The sequence below is a fragment of the Flavobacterium piscisymbiosum genome, assembly GCF_020905295.1.
GTDB classification, from domain to species: Bacteria; Bacteroidota; Bacteroidia; order Flavobacteriales; family Flavobacteriaceae; genus Flavobacterium; species Flavobacterium piscisymbiosum.
Window position 1 is genome coordinate 1,542,153 of the sequence record NZ_JAJJMM010000001.1, and the last position, 21,579, is coordinate 1,563,731.

At 34.4% G+C, this 21,579-nt stretch carries 14 protein-coding genes; 8 read left to right on the forward strand and 6 right to left on the reverse strand.

Going from position 1 to position 21,579, the window contains the following annotated elements:
- Positions 1–11: 11 nt before the first annotated feature.
- Positions 12–3,182 (forward strand): efflux RND transporter permease subunit, encoded by a 3,171-nt coding sequence (locus tag LNP81_RS06945; protein WP_230034500.1) that lies wholly within the window; start codon positions 12–14, stop codon positions 3,180–3,182.
- Positions 3,183–3,359: 177 nt separating this feature from the next.
- On the opposite strand, the gene LNP81_RS06950 is transcribed toward LNP81_RS06945, so the two are convergent.
- The 6 genes from LNP81_RS06950 to LNP81_RS06975 all read right to left on the reverse strand — a co-directional run bounded on the left by LNP81_RS06950 (position 3,360) and on the right by LNP81_RS06975 (position 12,580).
- Positions 3,360–5,492: a T9SS type A sorting domain-containing protein gene (locus LNP81_RS06950; protein WP_230034502.1), complete on the reverse strand. Its 2,133-nt coding sequence runs from the start codon at positions 5,490–5,492 to the stop codon at positions 3,360–3,362.
- Positions 5,493–5,708: 216 nt separating this feature from the next.
- Positions 5,709–6,146 (reverse strand): retropepsin-like aspartic protease, encoded by a 438-nt coding sequence (locus LNP81_RS06955; RefSeq protein ID WP_230034504.1) that lies wholly within the window; start codon positions 6,144–6,146, stop codon positions 5,709–5,711.
- A complete protein-coding gene (locus LNP81_RS06960; protein WP_230034506.1) occupies positions 6,098–8,761 on the reverse strand; it encodes a CHAT domain-containing protein in 2,664 nt (887 codons plus the stop codon). The genes LNP81_RS06955 and LNP81_RS06960 overlap by 49 nt, the downstream gene beginning before the upstream one ends.
- A 192-nt stretch (positions 8,762–8,953) precedes the next feature.
- A complete protein-coding gene (locus tag LNP81_RS06965) occupies positions 8,954–10,906 on the reverse strand; it encodes a DUF7849 domain-containing protein (protein ID WP_230034508.1) in 1,953 nt (650 codons plus the stop codon).
- A 182-nt stretch (positions 10,907–11,088) separates the two neighbouring features.
- Positions 11,089–12,081, reverse strand: coding sequence for a hypothetical protein (locus tag LNP81_RS06970; RefSeq protein WP_230034510.1), 993 nt, complete (start codon positions 12,079–12,081; stop codon positions 11,089–11,091).
- A 193-nt stretch (positions 12,082–12,274) separates the two neighbouring features.
- Positions 12,275–12,580, reverse strand: a complete 306-nt coding sequence (locus LNP81_RS06975) for a DUF8108 domain-containing protein (protein WP_230034511.1) — start codon at positions 12,578–12,580, stop codon at positions 12,275–12,277.
- A gap of 249 nt (positions 12,581–12,829) precedes the next feature.
- Between LNP81_RS06975 and LNP81_RS06980 the strand changes: the two genes are divergently transcribed.
- The 7 genes from LNP81_RS06980 to LNP81_RS07010 all read left to right on the forward strand — a co-directional run bounded on the left by LNP81_RS06980 (position 12,830) and on the right by LNP81_RS07010 (position 21,370).
- Positions 12,830–13,411 carry an RNA polymerase sigma factor gene (locus LNP81_RS06980; RefSeq protein WP_230034513.1) on the forward strand — a complete coding sequence of 194 codons (582 nt, stop codon included), beginning with the start codon at positions 12,830–12,832 and terminating at the stop codon, positions 13,409–13,411.
- Between the two features lie 6 nt (positions 13,412–13,417).
- Positions 13,418–14,140 (forward strand): tetratricopeptide repeat protein, encoded by a 723-nt coding sequence (locus LNP81_RS06985; RefSeq protein WP_230034515.1) that lies wholly within the window; start codon positions 13,418–13,420, stop codon positions 14,138–14,140.
- A gap of 503 nt (positions 14,141–14,643) precedes the next feature.
- Positions 14,644–16,293: a S41 family peptidase gene (locus LNP81_RS06990; protein WP_230034517.1), complete on the forward strand. Its 1,650-nt coding sequence runs from the start codon at positions 14,644–14,646 to the stop codon at positions 16,291–16,293.
- Between the two features lie 69 nt (positions 16,294–16,362).
- Positions 16,363–18,024 (forward strand): S41 family peptidase, encoded by a 1,662-nt coding sequence (locus LNP81_RS06995; protein ID WP_230034519.1) that lies wholly within the window; start codon positions 16,363–16,365, stop codon positions 18,022–18,024.
- 344 nt (positions 18,025–18,368) lie between these two features.
- A complete protein-coding gene (locus LNP81_RS07000; RefSeq protein WP_230034521.1) occupies positions 18,369–19,148 on the forward strand; it encodes a TatD family hydrolase in 780 nt (259 codons plus the stop codon).
- A 64-nt stretch (positions 19,149–19,212) separates the two neighbouring features.
- Positions 19,213–20,349 (forward strand): 1-acyl-sn-glycerol-3-phosphate acyltransferase, encoded by a 1,137-nt coding sequence (locus LNP81_RS07005; RefSeq protein ID WP_230034523.1) that lies wholly within the window; start codon positions 19,213–19,215, stop codon positions 20,347–20,349.
- The gene (locus tag LNP81_RS07010) at positions 20,339–21,370 is read left to right on the forward strand and encodes an asparaginase (RefSeq protein WP_230034526.1); all 1,032 of its coding nucleotides are present in this window, start codon (positions 20,339–20,341) and stop codon (positions 21,368–21,370) included. Before LNP81_RS07005 ends, LNP81_RS07010 begins: the two co-directional genes overlap by 11 nt.
- Positions 21,371–21,579 lie beyond the last annotated feature (209 nt).

Here is a 21,579-nt window from a genome sequence, read left to right on the forward strand (position 1 = left end):
AAGCAAAATATATGAAATTAGCCGAAATATCCATAAAACGTCCGTCGTTAGTAATTGTATTGTTTACAATTCTAATACTTGGTGGATTGTTTAGCTACAGCCAGTTAGGCTATGAGCTGATCCCAAAATTTGAACAAAACGTTATTACAATTTCTACTGTTTATCCTGGAGCATCTCCAAGTGAGGTCGAGAACACGGTAACGAAGAAAATAGAAGATGCGATTGCATCCTTAGAAAACGTTAAAAAAATTGACTCGAAATCATACGAAAGTTTATCTATCGTTTCGATTACACTGACATCAAACGCAAAAGTCGATTTCTCATTGAATGATGCGCAGCGTAAAATTAACGCCATTATTAGTGATTTACCAGATGATGCAGATCCGCCTTCGTTAACTAAATTCTCTTTGAGTGATTTACCAATTATGACATTGGGTGCCAACGGGAAAATGGACGAAGCAGCATTTTATGACTTAATTGACAAAAAAATTGCGCCTATTTTATCTCGTGTACAAGGTGTCGCTCAGGTAAATATTATTGGTGGTTCAGAGCGTGAAATTCAGGTAAATCTTGATGCTGTAAAAATGCAGGGTTACGGATTATCTGTTCCTCAGGTACAACAAACTATTTTGACTTCGAACTTAGATTTCCCAACAGGAAACATCCAGACTCGTAATCAAAAAATATTAATTCGTTTAGCGGGTAAATATAAAAGTGTTAATGAATTAAGAAACTTAGTAGTTTCTTCTCAAAACGGAATTCAGGTTCGTTTAAGTGATATTGCCGATGTTCAGGATACGCAAAAAATTGCTGAAAAAATATCACGTGTAGATCAAAAAAGTGCGATCGTTTTACAAATCGTAAAACAATCTGATGCGAATGCGGTTGCGGTAAGTGAGCAATTATTAAAAACAATTGCTATTCTTGAAAAAGATTATAAAGTAAACCAGTTAAAATTAGAAGTTGCAAAAGACAGTACTGTTTTTACGCTTGAAGCAGCAGATTCTGTAGTGCACGATTTATTAATTGCGGTAGTGCTGGTAGCATTAGTAATGTTGTTCTTCCTGCATAGTATTAGAAACTCGCTGATCGTAATGGTGTCTATTCCGGCATCGTTGATCGCTACTTTTATTGGTATTTATTTAATGGGATACACCCTAAACTTAATGAGTTTATTAGGATTATCTCTTGTGGTTGGTATTCTGGTCGATGATGCAATTGTGGTCCTCGAGAATATTTATCGACACATGGAGATGGGTAAAAATAAAATTCGTGCCTCTTATGACGGTACTGCCGAAATTGGTGGAACGGTAACTTCGATCACATTGGTAATTGTGGTAGTGTTCCTGCCAATCGCAATGAGTTCAGGATTGGTTTCTAATATCATTACGCAATTTTGTGTTACGGTAATTATATCTACTTTATTGTCACTTTTAGCTTCATTTACTATTATTCCTTGGTTATCATCTCGTTATGGTAAATTGGAACATATTGAAGGAAAAAATTTCTTTGGAAGAGTTATCCTTGGTTTCGAAAGCTATTTAACACGTTTCACTAACTGGATTTCTGAGCTATTAACATGGTGTCTGGATAATTATGGTAAAACTATTATTCTTGTATTAATATTGTTTTTTGGATCAATTTTTGGGCTTGGAGGCTTTATTGGAGGAGAATTTTTCGCATCATCTGATAGTGGTGAGTTCTTAGTTCAGATCGAAATGCCAAAAGATGCTTCGTTAGAACAAACGAACTTTATGACACAAAAAGCTGAAGCTTATTTAAAAGCTCAGGAATATGTTCATAGCCAAATTACAACTGTAGGACAAACTTCAGAAGGTTTTGGAGCATCGCAAGCTACAGCTTACAAAGCAGAGATTGACGTAAAAATGATCGAACAAAAAGATCGTACAGATGACGCCAACGTTTACGCTGCAAAAATCAAACGTAAACTTGAAAAAGTATTGGTTGGAGCAAAAGTAAAAACAGTTCCAGTAGGTATCTTAGGTACTGCTGAAGATGCTACATTAGGATTAATCGTAACAGGTCCGTCTACAGAAAGTGCTATGGCATTTGCTAAATTAGCTGAAGCTGAATTACGTACTATTCCGGGAACAACAGAGATTAAGTTAACTGTTGAGGATGGAAATCCTGAGGTAAATGTTAAAGTAGACCGTGATAAAATGGCGGCTTTAGGATTAACACTTCAAACGGTTGGTTTGACTATGCAAACTGCTTTTAGCGGAAATACAGATGGTAAATACAGAGCTGGAGAATACGAGTACGATATCAACATCAGATACAATGCATTCGACAGAAAAAGTATTACTGACGTAAGTAACTTGATTTTCATCAATGCAGCCGGACAACAAATCAAATTGTCTCAGTTTGCAGATATTACAGAAGGTTCAGGACCTAGCCAGTTAGAGCGTAGAGACAAATCAGCATCTGTAACCGTAAAAGGACAAAACGTTGGGGTTCCGTCAGGAACAATTGTAACGCAATGGCAGGCAAAATTAGACAAGCTTAAAAAACCAGCCGGAGTAAACTATATCTGGGGTGGTGATCAGGAAAACCAATCTGAAGGGTTTGGTACTTTAGGAATCGCTTTATTAGCCGCAATTATTTTGGTTTACCTTGTAATGGTGAGTTTGTACGACAGTTTCGTTCACCCGTTTGTAGTATTATTTGCTATTCCATTATCATTTATTGGTGCTTTATTAGCCTTAGCATTAACAAACAACTCATTAAATATCTTTACGATCTTAGGTATCATCATGTTGATTGGTCTGGTGTGTAAGAATGCGATCATGTTGGTCGATTATACCAACCAGAGAAGAGCAGCAGGAGAATCAATCAGAACGGCATTAATTCAGGCGAATCACGCTCGTTTACGTCCGATTTTGATGACAACAATTGCGATGGTATTTGGTATGTTCCCAATTGCATTAGCATCCGGAGCAGGAGCTGAATGGAAAAATGGATTGGCCTGGGTAATTATCGGAGGATTAATTTCTTCATTATTCCTAACCCTGATCGTAGTTCCTGTAATCTACCAAATAATGGAAGGTATCATCAGAAGATTATCTAAAGGAGAAAAAATCGATTACGAAGCTGAAATGGTTGCTGATTATGAGCACACAGAATTAAGTGAGGACGGTTTTAATCCTAAACATACTCATTAAGAAATTCCAATAAAAGAAAATCCAAATTCCAATTTTTTGGAGGAATTTAAAACTAAAAAATCCCAAATTCCAATTAAGGAGTTTGGGATTTTTTTTTATAAGAAGTCCATTTGGAATTTTTTAAGCAAAGTTCTTAAAATTGGAATTTGGATTTTCTTTTATTGGAATTTAATACCGTTATTTCTTCACAATCTTAAATGTTTTTACTTTTCCTTCAGCTTTTACTTTTAAGAAATAAAACCCGGAAGCAACATGTGATAAATCAATTTCAGAATGAGTATTGTTTATTTTTTTGTTTACAATAGATTTTCCGGAAACAGATAGTATTTCGATTTCGTCAATGTTAGCCGTATTATCTACTATTAAAGTATGTTGAACAGGATTTGGATAATACTTGAAATTTGGTAAAACAAAATCAGGAGCCGATAGCGATCCATTTAATTTTACGGTAACAGCAAGACGCTCTTTACTTTCGATTCCGTTTATAGTTTGTGAGGCATAATAAGTAACACCATCTACTAAAACTGTTGATAAAGGCAAACTAGTTTCGGCAGATTTACTTGTTTTACCAGTTGATGAATTAGCTGAGCTATACCATTTAATATTTTGCCCCTCTACAACAAGATCACCTAAAGTTTGTCCGGCTTTGAAATCTGCTATAATTACGGTTTTTCCATCTAATAAAGGACTTGGCGGATTTAAAGTTGTAGTCAAGGTAGTAAGGCACGTATTTTCATCTTTTACCGAAACGTGATAAGTTCCATAGTTTAAATTTGTAAAAGTATTACTTGATTGAAAATTAACTCCATCAAGTGAATATTCATAATTTTTTGTGCCTCCAGTGGCATTAATGGTAATATCGCGATTTTCCGTAAGAATGGATGCTTCTAAAATAGAGGGTTCAGATATTTTAGCCTCTATTGAAAGCAGACATCCGTTTGTATCAATAATTTGAACTGTATAGTGACCAGCAGGCAAATTCTTAAAAACATTATTTGTAGATTGTGGTATAATTAGTCCTGAAGTATTGCTAAGAGAATATTTTAAAGGAAACGTTCCTCCGGATGCATTTACATTTATTGATCCGTTAGTTGAACCAAAGCAAGTTACAGCTTGTACTGCAGCATCTCCAATTATAGGACTGTAAGAATTTATAACAACATTTGAAGTGATTACACAGCCATAAGCATCTTTTGTGCTTACATTATAGCTTCCGGGAACCAAATCATTAAAAGTATTATTCGATTCATAAGGAAGTCCGTTCAATGAATATTTATAAGGAAGTACTCCGCCAATGGTTTGAACTTTAATCCATCCTTTATCATTTAAACACGAAATTTGTTTGAAAGATAGTGAAGAATTTAAAGTAGAATTATATCGTTCTACTGTGATATTTTTTGTTGTAACACAACCATTGCTGTCTTTAACATACAAAGTATAATTTTCTGGAGGCAACTCTTTTGTGTTTATATCAGAATATGTTGCTCCCTTTGTAAAAGAGTAAGTATAAGGAGCTTTTCCTCCGGTTGCATTAATAGTCACAGAATCCATTCCTCCGCAAAATGCAGCTTTTGTAATGCTTGTAGTGACAGCCAATTCAGCAGGCGATTCGATAGTAAAATTAGTAGTAACGATACATCCGGACTTATCAAAAGTTTGAATAAAATGTGCTCCGGGTGTTCCTGAAAAGATATTGCTTTCCTGATATTCATAAGAATTATCCAGTGAATATAAATAAGGACCCTGGCCACCACTTGCAGCAACAGTTATGGTCGATTTATAATCAGCTGCACACTCTGCAATTTTGGTGTTCGTAACTGATACCACTAAAGGATTCGTAGCAGGAAAAATTTGTATTACAGCAGGTTGAGGCCTGCAATTGGCAGCATCTTTTACAAAGAGGTAATATGTACCTGGATCAAGATTAAAAAAGCGATTATAATTAGTATAATTTTGACCATTATCTATAGAATAATAATAAGGACCTTGTCCTCCATGGGCTATAACATCAAGTACTGCCTTCTCGCCTGTACATTTTATTGGCTGAATTGTCCATATAAATAACAAGTCAGGATTGAAATCAAGTTTAAAATAATTGGTTGTAACAGCACCTTTATTATCAATTCGCGCGTAAATTGTTTTGACCGTTTCAGAAACATACGCCGTTGGATTCGGAATAGGATTAGCATTAGTGGTTGCATCAGTTTGGCTTAAATGAAAACTAACAGTAGTTTCGGCTGGATTTAAGTTTCCTAACAATGCTGTTTTTTGAGATGTTAAATCAAATATTGGATAACTTTTACAGCCCATAAGATCATTTATTTGACCGTAAAAAACATTAGTAAACAATAAAAGAAAAAAAAGTAGAGTTTTTTTTATACGTATAGGTTTGTTAAATTTGTTTAACAAATATATACAAAAAACACGCTTTCAATAAGTCTAAATTAATTATTGTTAAATAATTGAGAATTCAATTATTGAAACCAGAAATGGTTAACGTTTGGAATTTTAAAAAGTTGGAATTTCTTATTTCAAATACAAATAATGATTATAATAATCTATAATCGCCTTCCCTTCCAATAAAACATCAGCACCAATGATGCCATGAACGGGCTTAGCTTTATAAGCTTCTAAAGCTTCATTAACATGCGAAAGATCAAAAATAACCAGATTGAAATCCTGATTTTTCCAGCTGCCAAGTTGCAAATTATTGTGAGACGAAATTTGGGTTTTCATACCAGTTCCTCCAGCTCCTGAAGCTTTGGTCTTCGATTTTTTTGCATTCAGTTCAAAACGTTCAATACTTTCAAATCCTACACAGGAATTCGAAGCTCCGGTATCTAAAATGAAATTTCCTGAAACCCCATTAATTTTGGCTTTTATTAAAAGGTGTTGCGTTTTGGTAACCTTGAATTTTATTTTTTTGTATTTCTCTTTTTTGAGAACTTCGTGAAGATTTTCCATTTTCGATAGGGATTGAAAACCAAAAATAAACCAATTACAGTCAATAAACTAATGATGTAATAGATATAATTTGTCGATTTTTCTTCTGCCGAAACAGATCCGTAATACACAAACGAACTCCAGTAATAAGGTGATTTCTTTGCATTAGGGATTGATTTATCCTGTAAAAAAGCAAGTTTTGCATTCGTGTTTGCCTCAAAATACGGAACATCATTTTTGATGTTTTTATAAAAATCAGCCATAAAAACCGATGTTGTATAATCGTTCACCTTCCATAAAGAAAATAATAAATTCTGTGCTCCGGCAAACTGAAAACCTCTAGCCACACTCATCGCACCTTCGGCTTTATAGAGTTTGCCAATTCCGGTTTCGCAGGCACTTAAAACCACCAAATCCGGATTGATGTTGAGGTTGTACAATTCAGAATACAAGATTTCCTGATCATAGAATTTAATGCTTGCCGGAGTTTCAATATCGCCCGAAGAAGCATGCGTACTCAAATGCAAAATCGAATATTGATTGGTATTATTTTTAAAATTAGAAAAACTTGCTGCTGCATTTTCTAAATATTTTCCTTTAAAATTACTTCGAATAGATTGCAATTCTTTTTTCGAATAACTCAATTCAAAAGCTGTCTTTTCGAAAACGGGAAAAATCCCCAAAACAGTTTTTTCAGATTTTGAAACCGGTTTTGAATTCAAATAATTACTAGCCGAATTATTATAAGCAATCTTGAAATCATTGAGTAAATAATGCATTTTGGCAAAATTCGTTGTTGATGATTCTTGCGTAATTAAAGCTTCGAAAGGAAGGAAATTCAAAATTCCGTCAGGAACAATAATGAGGTTTTTATAGATGACATTTGATGGTAATTTCAATAAATCATAAACTCTTTTTCCATAATGATTATATCCGGAAATATTGTTGGTAATCACATCAGCACTATTGAAATAATCAATAAATTTTACAATTTCGAGCATGGATCTATGTGCCGTGTAAAAATGGTTAAAATTGATTCTATTGTTTTGTAAAGTGAAATAAAACAAATTTTCATTTCCTATGAAATAATAAACCATAACGGATTTATCTTTTTCCAGTTTTGAAAATAAAGACTTTATATCGCAATTTCCAGGAATATAATCCGGGTTTTCAGACTGCATTTTCTTCAGCGAAAGCATCAGTTCATTTTGTTCTTTTATAAGCTGATTTATTTTTGAAATATTAGCAAAATCTCCTTTTTGCTGCTCTTTTATAATAGTATTATTGACATTCTGAAATTGCTGTAAGATCTGTTTTTCTTTCACGGAGGCGCTTTTAATATTCGAACGATAGCTTTTTAATATTCCGCATTTGGTTTTTTCAGCCAGTTGAAAAGCTTTTTCTATATACTCAATTTTGCTTTCTTCCTTGTACAATCGATCATAAATCAAAAGACATTTTTCAGTTCGATTTCGTGCTCTGATTTGTGTTATGATTTTAGAGTTTTCATAAACCAAACCATTCATGAATGCATCTTCGATATGAAAAGAAAGATTAAATGCTTCAAGAGCTTTTTTGAGTTGATTTTGTTTGAAAAATAATTCGGACCGTAAATCTAAAACATCAATTAAGACCGTTTCTGCATACAATTGATTTTGATTAGGAAGAATATTTTTCGAATTGTAATTCGGAATTAAAATTTTAAAAACAGCGTGAATCTGTTTCGCGCTTTCATCATATTTTCGTTCATCAAAAAGAAGCAATGCTTTTTCATAATACAATTTTGCCAATTTTCGAGGTTGTTGATTCGGAATCTCTATAACGAGTTTTTCTGCTTTTTCTAAATAGTTATCCGCGACATCAAATTGTTGTCTCTGACGGTTAAGTGTTGCCAGATTTCGATAAGAATTGGATAAAGTTTCTGATTGTTGCTTTTCATTTTTTAAATAATTTATGGCAGACTCAAAAGCATTTTCAGCTTTTTGATAAATTTCAGGATGCATTAAATTTCCAGCTGAGCTCAGGACGTAATTATTCCCCAGATTATTCAATAAAATCCCTTTCTGAGAATTCGATAATTTTTCTGTTTTTAAAGTGTTTTTTAATAATTCAATCGCCAGAGAAATCTTGCCGGAACTCTGATACACATTCGATAAATTCAAAATCGCAGCAAACTTTTGTTTTGGAGCGTCTGGATAGTTTTTAGAAGTATTTATGATGAAAAAGTATTGCTTAATGGTATTTTCGGCGCTGTCATAATCGCCCAAAATAGTATATAAATTGCCAAGAGGTTTTAGGCAAAATTCGATGATATCGTAATCGCTAAGTTTATTTTTTTGATAAATCTGCCAGGCTTTCTCGTAACTTGCAATCGCTTTTTCGGTTTGCCCGAATTGGTTTTCATAATAGGCTTGATTGCAGTTTAGAACTACAATCGCTAATAATTCATCTTTGGTTTTTGGTTTTGGATTTCTCCAAAAATCAGTTTCAAGATGGGTTAAATTTTGTAACGCTTTCACGGAAGGATGAGCAACAAAAACATCAACTGCATTGTATATTTTATCTTCCTGACTCTGTCCGAAAACATTCAGATTTATAAAAAGAAAGATTAAACCATATAAGTTATATAAGTTCATATTATATTGGTACGCATAATTTTAAAGTTAAGGCATAAAGTGCATATTACAATTATGTTGATATGCTTTTGTCTGTCTGAGCGAAGTCGAAGACCTTTTCTATAAGCCTTCGACTTCGCTCAGGGTGACATTTGTATTTAATAAAACAAAGTAAATAATATGAACTTATATAACTTATATGGTGAAAAAAAATTAAAACTTCCATATCCCGTAAAACTGAAAATAATTAAAATTCTGTTCAAAATTCATCACGTAGCGCGCCCCTAAACTCGGTCCAATTCTAGCGAAACCTAATGTTAAGTCAAATAAAAGTCCGGTTTTAAGATTCACAAACGAATTTTTGACTGAGCTTGATTCGGTTCTTGTATCCATTAAAAACTGATCGGTTCCACCTTCGAAACTTTCAATTTTTTTGTTGGTAGTTTGTTCAGACGAAACATCAAAATTGGTCTGGACTCCCACACCAACACCAATATAATTATTAATGTTGTATCGAATCAAAACCGGAATTTCCCAGTTTACACTTTTGTTTTCTGTGGTTGTTGTCGTGCGTTGAAATTGTTTTACGCCATTTGGGTTTACCACATTTTGATCGACAACTGTTGCAGCACTTTCGTATTTATTAATGGCGTTCAGCCATTCGGCCTGCCAATAAAAACGATACGATTTAAAAGGCGAAATTGTGGCGCCCACAAAATAACTAGTCGATTTTTCGAGATCAGGATATACATTATACCCCGCTTTTGCACCAATCGAAATTCCGGGAAGGAATCGGGTGGTGGCGTAATTGGTAATTATGGGTTCGTTTTTATCAAAGATAATCGCCGTTCTGCTTCGGGTTTTTACCTTATGAAAATCCTCGGCAAATTTCATCGAGTATTTTACAAAACCTTTGGTAGAATCTTTTTCGTGTACATTTTTTTGTTCGCTTCCGGGTAAATAAATGTTTTTGAACGTAAAAAAGATTTGATTTTTTTTGATAATGGTATCCAAACAACTTACAGTAGGAACTTCATCTTTTGGACAAATCGGACATTTAGGATACATATCTTCGACCTTAAATGTTTTTTTGTCGAACATATCCGGAACATCCGTTTCTAAGCGAATCATTCTTGCCGGACCTTCGCCGTTGTTTTGGAAACGGGTTTTGAAATTTACTCGTTTAAAACGAACTAATCTATAATTCATAAAACTTCCGTTAGATCCCATTTTGTTCGGATCGTGAGAAGTTACGATTTCCATTTCGAGATTTTTTATTTTGTGGTTTTTATAACTTCTGTTGGGTACAAAAATCCCTCGCATTGTAACCGTTGCGCTGGTATCTTTAATCATTTGCGGAGTGGTTTTAAACGTATAAAAAACATTGTGTGTTTCGTTAGGATTTACATCATCAAATTCTAAGATCGAAACGTTATGATAGGTTTTATTAGCGTCTAATAGTGAAGCGTCGAGATCTTCTTCGGTGGTGGTGTTTCGGTATTTTTTGGTTTTGAAATTACTTTCGGCGGAAGCCAGATAATTGTTAGAATCATCAAGATCAGTAACAGCAGCAATTGTTTTTTCTTTTATTTCACGTTCGTTTGCATAGGTTCGAAAGTCTGTTAGTTCGAAATTGTTACTTTTAAATTGCTTTTCATTATAAAACAAATAAAGCTTTCCGCTCGATACATAATTCTCCAGATTTTGATAACCTACTACGACTACCATTTCCTGCTCCGGAATAGGATCGCAATTTTTGAGGATCGCAAATCCGTTTTGGTCGGCTATTGAGGTAATATCTTTATAGTTAGTATCGGTAATATCGTTGACAGCTACTTTTTTTGGTCGTGTCGCAGGAGGTTTTCCGTTGTCGTAATTGTTGGTTACGGCAAGTCTTGTGGTGTATGTTCCTTTGTTTTTATAGACGTGTTTGGGTTCGGCTTCTTTGCTGTAATGTCCGTCGCCTAGTTCCCATAAATATGAATAACTGGGTTTTGGCGCACCTGCAATTGGTATCAATGGCGGGGTTTCGGGTTTGTAAGTAACCGCATTTCCGTTTTGTATAAAAACGATATTAGCTCTACGGGTTATGGTGTCTTTTACTTTGGTTTGTGAGTAAGAGAAGATAGAAAAAAGAAGAAAGAGAATAGATGATAGTGGTTTCATAACTAGTGGTTTTTAGCCCTGATAGGAGCGATATCCTTTTGTGTCCGCTGCGGCGGAAGGAAAAGATATAGCGGATAGCAGGATTAGCTTCTGAAAATCATCAGAATTAATTTTAAAACTGGATTAAATGTAAAAAAAAGTGATGAGCAAATCACCACTTTTTCTTAAAAGTATTTTGTAAGTTACTGAATAGCATTGATTGCCGCTATCAGTTGAGCTTCGGTGCCGACTGTTGTTTCGGCTAAAGTAAAGGTGTAAACATCGTTGGCAGCAACGGTTACGGCTTTGATTGCATAACGCCATTGACCATTAGATTCGGTTGCAAAAATCACGTGACATTTTAAACCAATCGGAATTTGACCATAGTGTTCGCTGAATAATCCTGCAGGCGTATAAGTATCTAATTTTGCTAATGCATTTGTTCCTTCGCCATCGTATGATAGGTAAACGGCGCTATTGTTGTTGTCGTATCCAGTAGGAGCACCTACAAGAAGGGTAGTTTTAGGTCTTGGATCGCTATAAAAACGGTCTACATTTGTCCATCCAAAGTTGCCAAAAGTTACATAATAATTTGCTCCTTCACCTTGTACGCCACCTTTTCCGCCGCCAGTTCCGTCAGCATTTGGTTTGTTCTCTCTCCAGGCCAGTTCTCCATTATCATCGATTGTACCATTCCATAAAGTCATTGCATTGTCAAGTCCGTCTGTTAAAGCTGTTGGTACGATTAAGTTCATGCTACAAGAAGTTTTAAGTTCCACTCCGCCTTGCGTGGCTTTGATGAAGAATTCTCCGCCTGAAATCAGTAAGTTTTTCTTTCCGTCAGGCATAACTCCCATTGTAGGTTTGTTAGTGATTAACATAGTTCCTTTGTCGAAAAGTTCGATATATTCGATGTCTACAGCTCCGGTTACGGCAACTCCGTTTTTGGTCAGGCAATCTCCGTTGATGTTCAATTTAACCCCTTTTGCAGATGTTATGGTTACGACACCGGTTCCTGCAGTAATGGTAAATTTTTGTTTGTTTGCTGAAACTCCTTTTTCGCGAATGCTTTTAAAAGCTGCTGCTGTTGGAGGCAAAATAAGATTGTCTGTATTATTGTCATCGCCATTGTCGCAGCTGATGAAGGTGATAACTAATAAAAATAAAAGTCCGATTTTTTTAAGATTTGTGTTCATAATTTCTAGTTTTATAAATCTGTCCTGATGGTTTCAGGTGGTTTTCAGATTTTGGTTAATTATAGTTTTATATTCTTATATCAATTTGGGTTTGATATTGTTACCCTTGGTTTTAAAAATTCTCTTTTCTATTGGTGTTCTGATGTTATATCAACTGGCGTATAAAATTGTTACCCCTGTTTTTAATTTTTTTTTAATTTTCTTTTGAAAGGCATTTGTCTTCAAATAAATTTCCGTCTTCATCTATGGCAACCAGAATGTTTTTCTTCCGCGAAAGCGTAATACTTAAATAAATCCATACAATCGCCCAAAGACCGAATGTGATACAGGTAAGAAACAAATGAAGAGAATGCCTGATTGCCTTTTTTTCTTTGGATAAAACCACGTAAGGCAGTTTCTCATTATGTTCTGTGATTACAAAACCATTGCGTGTTTTGGCAGAAATCATTTGGTTGAACTGATCCAGATTTTTTTCGTTTATAAATTGATAGGTTTCCATTTCTCTTAATTTTTATTATTGTTTTTAGAAAAGGTTTTGCCGCAAACTCCATGAATTTTAAATTTCAATAATTAGAAAATCTGTGACAATCTGTTTTGATCCGTTTAATCTGTGGGTCATCTCTCATTACATTTTATTAATGCTAAAAGACTTTTGTTACGTTATATCAACCTCATATGTTAATTGTTACCCTATATTGTGAAATTTATTTACAATTGTTTTTTAAATTAGCTACAAAAAGTTTTTTTTATGGGCAAAACGAAAATTCATCCTGATCAAATGTATATTGAAGGACTTGCGGCAAATGACTCGGCAATTATTCAGACGATTTACAAAAAGTTTGTTCCAAAAGTGGTGATGTTCATTATGAATAATTCAGGTGATAAAGAACATGCACAGGATGTGGTTCAGGAAATTATGATTTTACTTTTTAATCAGGCCAAAGCCAATACACTACAGTTAACTTGCCCGTTTGATGCGTACTTTTTTTTATTGTGTAAGAGAAAATGGCTGAACGAACTCAAAAAAACATCGAACAAAGGGGTAACAATTAATGAAGATGTTTTATCTATGAATGAATCTGCATCTGAACTGATTACTCACACAGAAGAATTTGATGAAAAACAGCAGCTTTTTGATACGATGTTTCTAAAATTAGGAGATAAATGTCAGGAGTTGTTAAAACTGAGTTTCACCACTAAAACTATGGAAGAAGTGGCAGAAAAACTGAATGTAACTTACGGTTACGTTCGAAAAAAGAAATCGTTATGTGTGGGGCAGTTAACGCAGTGGATTCAGGAAGCCAAAAATTTTAAATCGCTAAAAAAATAATTAGTCATGAACGAGGAACGCTATATATTATTCGATCAATATCTTCACGGAGAAATGACTGTTGAGGAAAAAGATAGTTTTGAAAAACAATTGGCTGAAGATCATGAATTGTCTTCGGAATTTGAAACTTTCAAAGAAGTACAGTTACGCCTTACAACCAAATTTGAACACGAAGAGGAGAGAGAAGCGTTTAAAGCAAATCTAACCACGATTTCAGACAAACATTTCAATACCAATAAGCCAAAAGTAGTTGTAATGCGTCCGTGGTATTATGCCGCCGCCGCATCGATTATTGTTTTATTTGGTTTGTTCTTTTTTGATTATAATAATCCAACTTTTGCCGATTATGATAATCCCGAAACAGCTTCGTTTGTAGAAAGAGGTGATACAAATGCAACTTTAAAAGAAGCACAAACCGCATTCAACGATGGGAAATATGCTGCAGCAATTCCGCTTTTTGAGGAAATTCTAAAAGAAAACAAAACACCTGAAATGGAATATTTTTATGGAATTGCTTTATTAGAAGAAAGCAAATATCCAAAAGCCGAAGCCGTTTTTAATGAATTGATATCAGGAACATCTGTTTATAAGGAGAAAGCAAAATGGAATCTTGCCTTGTCTAAACTAAAACAAAAGAAATATAAAGAGTGTAAGGAAGTCTTGCAAACCATTTCGCAGGATTATGAAAACTACGATGAAGTAGAACATCTGTTAGATGAACTGGATTAAGTTGGGATTTCACAAAACACAAAGAATACAAAGAGATTCGCAAAGAGGTAAAATACTTTGCGGATTTTTTTTGTTTTGCAACAACCTTCGTTAAAATTTAAAACCTTGACAAATATGCTCAAACAACAAGAAAAATCTGCGATAATCCGCGTTTTCACGAAGTGAATCCGTGTGATCCGCGTGCCATTGACTTCGCTCAATCAAAGATAACCACACCAACAAGAAAAAATCCGCGATAATCCGTGTTTTCACGAAGTGAATCCGTGTGATCCGCGTGCCATTGACTTCGCTCAATCAAAGATAACCTCACCAACAAGAAAAATCCGCGATAATCCGTGTTTTCACGAAGTGAATCCGTGTCATCCGCGTGCCATTGACCAAAACGCATTAGAAAAGACTTTTTACGTAAAGCCGTAAACACATTTAAAATTTTTATACTACATTCGGGTTTAATTTATACCACCAACAAACCAAAAACTATTTATAATTCTAACCATTATTGAATGAAAAAAATTACCCTCTTTTTTCTCTTATTCTTTTCACAAATTACTTTAGTTCAAGCCAAAATCACAGAGACCGAAAAACTTACAGCAACTTGTAAAGTCTGGGGCTTTTTGAAATATTATCACCCAAAAGTTGCCAATGGAGGGGTGAATTGGGACAACCAACTTCTTGAAATTTTACCAAAAATAGAAAAAGCACAAACTCAGGCAGAATTCTCATTAGTTCTCGAAAACTGGATTGATGATCTTGGCCCGGTAATAGAAATTGCTCCTATCATTGCACCAAAAGGTGTTGAATATTTTAATAAAAACTTTGATTTAAGTTGGTTCAATAGCCCTAAATTATTTTCGAAAAAACTTTCTAAGAAATTAAAATTTATAGAAAATAACCGATTTCAAACCGATGAAGAAATTGGTCCCGGATATAATCCTCTTAAAAACGGAGATTATTTTAATTTGAAGTATGACAATAAAAATTCAAGAATACTTTGGATGTTTGCGTACTGGAATTTAGTAGAATATTTTTTTCCGTATAAATACCTAATGGATCAAAAATGGGATGTTACTTTAGAAAAATCACTTTCCTTAGTTCTCGCAGCAAAAGATGAAGATGAGTTTTACACAATAGCAAAAAAAATGTCATCTAAGCTTGACGACAGTCATGTTGAATTTGTAATGTACCAGCATAGTAAACTTGAGGATTACAGAAGGTACTTTCCTGCTGCCTGCAAAATAATTGATAACAAATTGGTAGTTACCGAAATTTTAGGAGACAGTCTGGCTCAGGCCGATGATATAAAAATAGGAGATATAATTACAAAAGTAAATGACAAAACAATTCCGGCACTTATAGATGAATACAAAGATTTGTACGCAGCTTCAAATGAACCGGTACTTTTGGATAAGGTGCTTAGAAAAATCTTAAGCGGAAATTCAGATCATGTGAATGTTGAATTTTTTAAAGACGGTAAATACACAACAAAAGCAATGACATGGTTTGATTATCATGATTCGCACAGAAATGAATTTAAAAAAGGAGCAAAGAAGAAAAAAACAGAAAAATTTAAAGTTCTGGATAATAATATTGGCTATGTAGACATGGGAACGCTAAAAGTACCAAATGTTGCGGATATGATCGAAGCATTAAAATCTACCAAAGCAATTGTTTTTGATATGAGAAATTATCCGCAAGGAACTTATGAAGATATTTCTAAATTCTTAAATGCCCACGAACAAAATTTTGTAATCTATACCTATCCTGATTTTAGTTATCCGGGAAAATTTAAATGGACAGAAGGAACAATGTGCGGTTCTGAAAATAAGGACCATTATAAAGGTAAAGTGGTATTGCTGCTTAATGAACAATCTCTAAGTCAGGCAGAATGGACAGCTATGTGTTTTCAGACTGCAGGAAACACAACAATCATTGGAAGTCAGACCGCAGGAGCAGATGGAAATGTAATAGAATTAGATTTTAAACAATTTCATACCAGATATTCGGGGATTGGAGTTTACTATCCGGATAAGCGTGAAACGCAAAGAATAGGCATCGTTCCTGATATTGAAGTAAAACCTACTATAAAAGGTATTCAGGAAGGTAAAGATGAAGTTCTGGATCGTGCCCTGGTATTTATTGAAACAGGGAAATAATCCGAATTTTTTACGCAAAAAAGCGCCACTAACAAACCCAAAACTATTTATAATTTTAACCTTTATTGAATGAAAAAAATTACTTTCTTTTTTCTCTTATTTCTTTCACAAATTACTTTTGGCCAAGCCAAAATTACAGAAAACGAAAAACTTGCCGCAACCTGTAAAGTTTGGGGTTTCTTAAAATACTATCATCCGGTTGTTGCGGCAGGTAAAACAAATTGGGATGAACAGCTTTTTAAAGTATTGCCTAAAATAGAAAAAGCCTCAACTAAAGAAGAATATTCATTAGTAATAGAAAAATGGATAGACGAATTAGGTGAAGTTCCGGTGAACAAACCGCTTGCTGATGATCCTAAAAGAGATTATTTTGATAAAAATTTCAGTTTAGACTGGACACAAAAAGATAAATTGTTTTCTAAAAATCTTTCAAAGAAATTGAAATTTATTACTGAAAACAGATTTCAGGGCGCAAACTATTATGTAAATCGCGATGGAAAAGAAACTGTTCCGCTGCAATTTGTAAATGAACCGGAATATGCCGAATTTCAATGGACGGATAAAAATTTACGACTTTTAGCATTATATCGCTTTTGGAATTACGTAGAGTATTTCTTTCCATACAAATATGTAATGGATCAAAACTGGGATGAAGCTTTGGTTGAAATAGTACCACAGATCGCCAATCCAAAGTCTGAAAAAGAGTTTTTACTTGCCATGCGCGAAATCTCTATGAAACTTAATGATTCGCACGCCGCAACTATTAATATGGATATGTTTAAATATTTGGGCGGCGAGAAATATCCGGCTTTCTCAACCAGATTTGTAAAGAATAAATCTGTAATTATAAACTTAGCCAATGACTCTCTGGCAAAGATAGACGATTTAAAAATTGGCGATATTATTACTAAACTTGATGGCGTAAGCATTAAAGATAAAGTAGAAGAATTTTCAAAATATTCGCAAGGTTCTAATAAACCGGCAGCCGCCATTAATGCAAATTTTGTAATGTTTACAGGAAATGACGATGAATTTGAAATTGAGTTTATTAGAGATAATGTAACTTCAGTAAAAAAAGTGCATCGCTATCCAAATGAAAAAATCAAGCGTACACCGCCAAAAAGTAGTACAAAAAAATGGGAAATTTTAGACCAGAATATTGGTCTAATCAGAATGTCTAAAGTACCAAAAGGAGATGTTCCCCAAATGATGGAAGAGCTAAAAAATACCAAAAGTATTATTTTTGATGTTAGAGCAAGACCAACTGAGACTGATTTTTTAGTGAGTGACTATTTAAATTCAGAGCCAAAACCAATTTTAAGGTCGTTATATCAGGATTTAAGCTACCCGGGGCGTTATTATTTTAATAATGTGATGCAGGAATGTGGAAAAATCAATACAGATTATTACAAAGGAAAAGTAATTGTTTTGGTTGGGCCAGGAACACATAGTTTTGGCGAACAAACAGCAATGAGCCTTCAAACAGCACCAAACGCGACTGTTATCGGTACTCAAACTTCTGGGGCTGACGGACCAAATTATCTTTTCACTATTATAAAAGGTTTTGATTCCAGCTTTACATCTTCGGGTGTTTTTTATCCTAATAAAAAAGAAACCCAGCGTATAGGTATTGTTCCTGACATTACTGTTAAGCCAACGATTTTAGGTGTTCAGCAAGGAAAAGATGAAGTTTTTGAACGTGCTGTATTATTTGCTAAAACAGGGAAATAGTTTTTTTTATCACTTGCTTTGTCAGACTGAGCGAAGTCGAATTCCTGCAACGAGATGGAACGCAGATGACTCGGATTCACTTCGTGAAAACACGGATTTTACAGATTTTTTTTAAACATTCTTTTAAACGGAACCACCTTTGTCAAAGTTCAAACTTTGACAAAGGTTTACACACAATGTTATCATCCTGACAAAGGAAGGCGATAGAATAATAAACAAGCAACAAAAAATCCGTGCACATCCGCGTTTTCACGAAGTGAATCCGTGCTATCCGTGTGCCATTTCGTCAAGATTGGGAAAGTTTTTAATATTGTCGTAATTTTGAACCTTTAAAAATTAAACAATTGAATTCAACACCCATAATTACCGATACACATACACACCTATATTCTGAAGAGTTTGATCAGGATCGCGACGAAATGATGCAAAGAGCCATAAATGCAGGAGTAACTCGCTTTTTTATTCCCGCTATTGATGCTGCTGCAACGCAATCTATGTACGATTTAGAACAAAATTATCCTGATAATGTATTCCTGATGATGGGTTTGCATCCCACTTACGTGAAAGATAATTACGAAGACGAGTTAAAACACGTAGAAACCGAACTGGCAAAAAGAAAGTTTTATGCCGTTGGCGAAATCGGGATCGATTTATATTGGGATAAAACACATTTGAAAGAGCAGCAAATCGCCTTCAAGAGGCAAATTCAGTTAGCCAAACAATATAAATTGCCTATCGTAATACATTGTCGTGAGGCTTTTGATGAGATTTTTGAAGTGCTCGAAGAAGAGAAATCAGATGATTTGTTTGGGATTTTTCATTGTTTTTCAGGAACGCACGAACAGGCACTTCAGGCGATATCTTACAATATGAAGTTGGGAATTGGTGGAGTTGTAACATTTAAAAATGGAAAAATAGATCAGTTTTTAAATCAAATCGATTTGAAACATATCGTTTTAGAAACAGATTCTCCTTATTTAGCGCCAATTCCGTATCGCGGAAAACGCAATGAAAGCAGTTATTTGGTAAATGTTATTTCTAAATTGGCAGATCTCTATGATGTTTCTGAAGAGGAAATTGCACAACGAACAACACAAAATTCTGTAAACGTTTTCGGGATTTAATTTATACCTTACAATAGTTTAATTTTTTTTTTGTTCTTTTGCCCACTTAAAACCAATATAAATAATGCAGAGATTTGATGCCATTCGACCGTTTTATGATTCTGAAATAAATGAAGCCCTTCATGGTGTTGCCAATCATCCGATGATGAAAGCCATGATGAACTTTACTTTTCCGGAAGTAGAAGATCAAGTTTGGAAAGAGCAATTGAAGAAAACACATTCGATACGTGATTTTCAATGCAACTTTATTTATAACACAGTACAAAAAGTTCTGGAGAAAAGCTCCGAAGGACTTACAACTTCAGGTTTCGAGAAACTGGAAAAAAACACTTCATATTTATTTGTTTCTAATCATAGAGACATTCTTTTAGATACAACCTTATTAAACGTTTGCCTTTTCGAACATGGTTTAGTCATGACAGCATCGGCAATTGGAGACAATTTGGTTAAAAAAGCATTTCTGAGCACTTTGGCAAAACTGAATAGAAACTTTTTGGTTTTAAGAGGTTTAACGCCAAGAGAAATGCTGCAAAGTTCAAAATTATTATCTGAATATATTGGTCAGTTGTTGCTTCGCGAAAATCGTTCAGTTTGGATCGCACAAAGAGAAGGCCGTACGAAAGACGGAAATGACGAAACCAATCCGGGAGTCCTTAAAATGATCGGAATGGGTTCTGACGAAGCCAATTTGATGGATTATTTTAAGAAATTAAAGATCGTTCCGGTTTCTATTTCCTACGAATATGATCCTACAGATGTGCTGAAAATGCCACAATTAATGGCAGAAGCAAACAACGAAGTTTATATTAAAGAAAAAAATGAGGATTTCATGACCATTTTAAGTGGTATTATGGGAACCAAAAAAAGAATACACATTTCTGTTGGAGATGTTCTCGATACTGAAATTGATCAGATTGTGGCAGAAAATGACAATGCCAACAAACAAATTCAGGCTTTGGCACAAGTTATTGATGATTCGGTTTTAAAGAATTATCAATTATGGCCAACGAATTTTATAGCTTACGACATTTTAAACGAAACGAATAAATTCTCACATTTATACAAAGACAGTGAAAAATCACTTTTTGAGCGTCGTTTAGAAATGCGTATCGGAAGCGATAATCCTGTTACCAGACAAGGATTTTTATCGATGTATGCGAATCCCGTTGTCAATAAATTAAAATACCAGGATGTCATCTAAAGCTAAAATATTGCTAATTTATACCGGAGGAACTATCGGTATGAGCAAAGATTTTGAGACAGGTGCGCTCAAAGCGTTCAACTTTGGAAAATTATTGCAAAAAATTCCCGAAATCAAACAATTAGATTGTGAGATTGAGACTGTTTCATTTGAAGATCCGATAGATTCATCGAACATGAATCCTGCAGAATGGACAAAAATTGCTGAAATCATCGAAGAAAATTATGTTTCTTTTGACGGATTTGTTGTTCTTCATGGTTCAGATACCATGTCATATTCAGCTTCTGCATTGAGTTTTATGCTTGAGAATTTAGCAAAACCAGTCGTGTTTACAGGATCGCAATTACCAATTGGAGATTTGCGTACCGATGCTAAAGAAAACCTGATTACGGCCATTCAGATTGCGTCTCTTCAGGAAAACGGAAAACCGGTCATCACCGAAGTTTGTTTGTATTTTGAATATAAATTGTACCGCGGTAACCGAACTTCAAAAGTAAATGCAGAACATTTTAAAGCATTTACAGCGCCAAATTATCCTGAATTGGTAGAATCTGGCGTACATCTTACATTAAACAGACATTTATTTCTTCCTATAAAAGAAAATGCCAATTTGATTGTTCATAAAAACCTTGACAATCATGTTGCTATCATAAAAATGTTTCCCGGAATGAGCGAAATTGTTTTGTCGTCGATTCTGGCTATCAAAGATTTAAAAGGAATCGTGCTGGAAACTTACGGCTCAGGAAACGCCCCAACCGAAGATTGGTTTTTGAATTTGATTCAGAAAGCCATTCAGTCTGGTTTGCACATCGTGAACGTAACACAATGTTCCGGCGGAAGTGTCAATATGGGACAATACGAAACCAGTACTGCCTTAAAATCTCTTGGCGTTATCTCAGGAAAAGACATTACTACCGAAGCCGCAATTACAAAATTAATGTATTTGTTAGGTCACAATATTTCAAAAGAAGATTTTAAAAATGTTTTCGAAACGGCTTTGAGAGGGGAAATCTCATTGTAAATAAAATTTCAATATTAAATTCCAAATTCCAAAAACGAGAATTAAATCTCAAGATTGGAATTTGGAATTTTTTTAGTAATTGGAGTTTCCTTTTCGCTTTAAAGTTCTTTACTATATAAGTGATGTAAGTTCATTTAATTAAAGTGTTTTATATCCAGTTTGTCATTTCGAGGAACGATAAATCCTCGCAAGTAGCTCCGTTCCTAAAA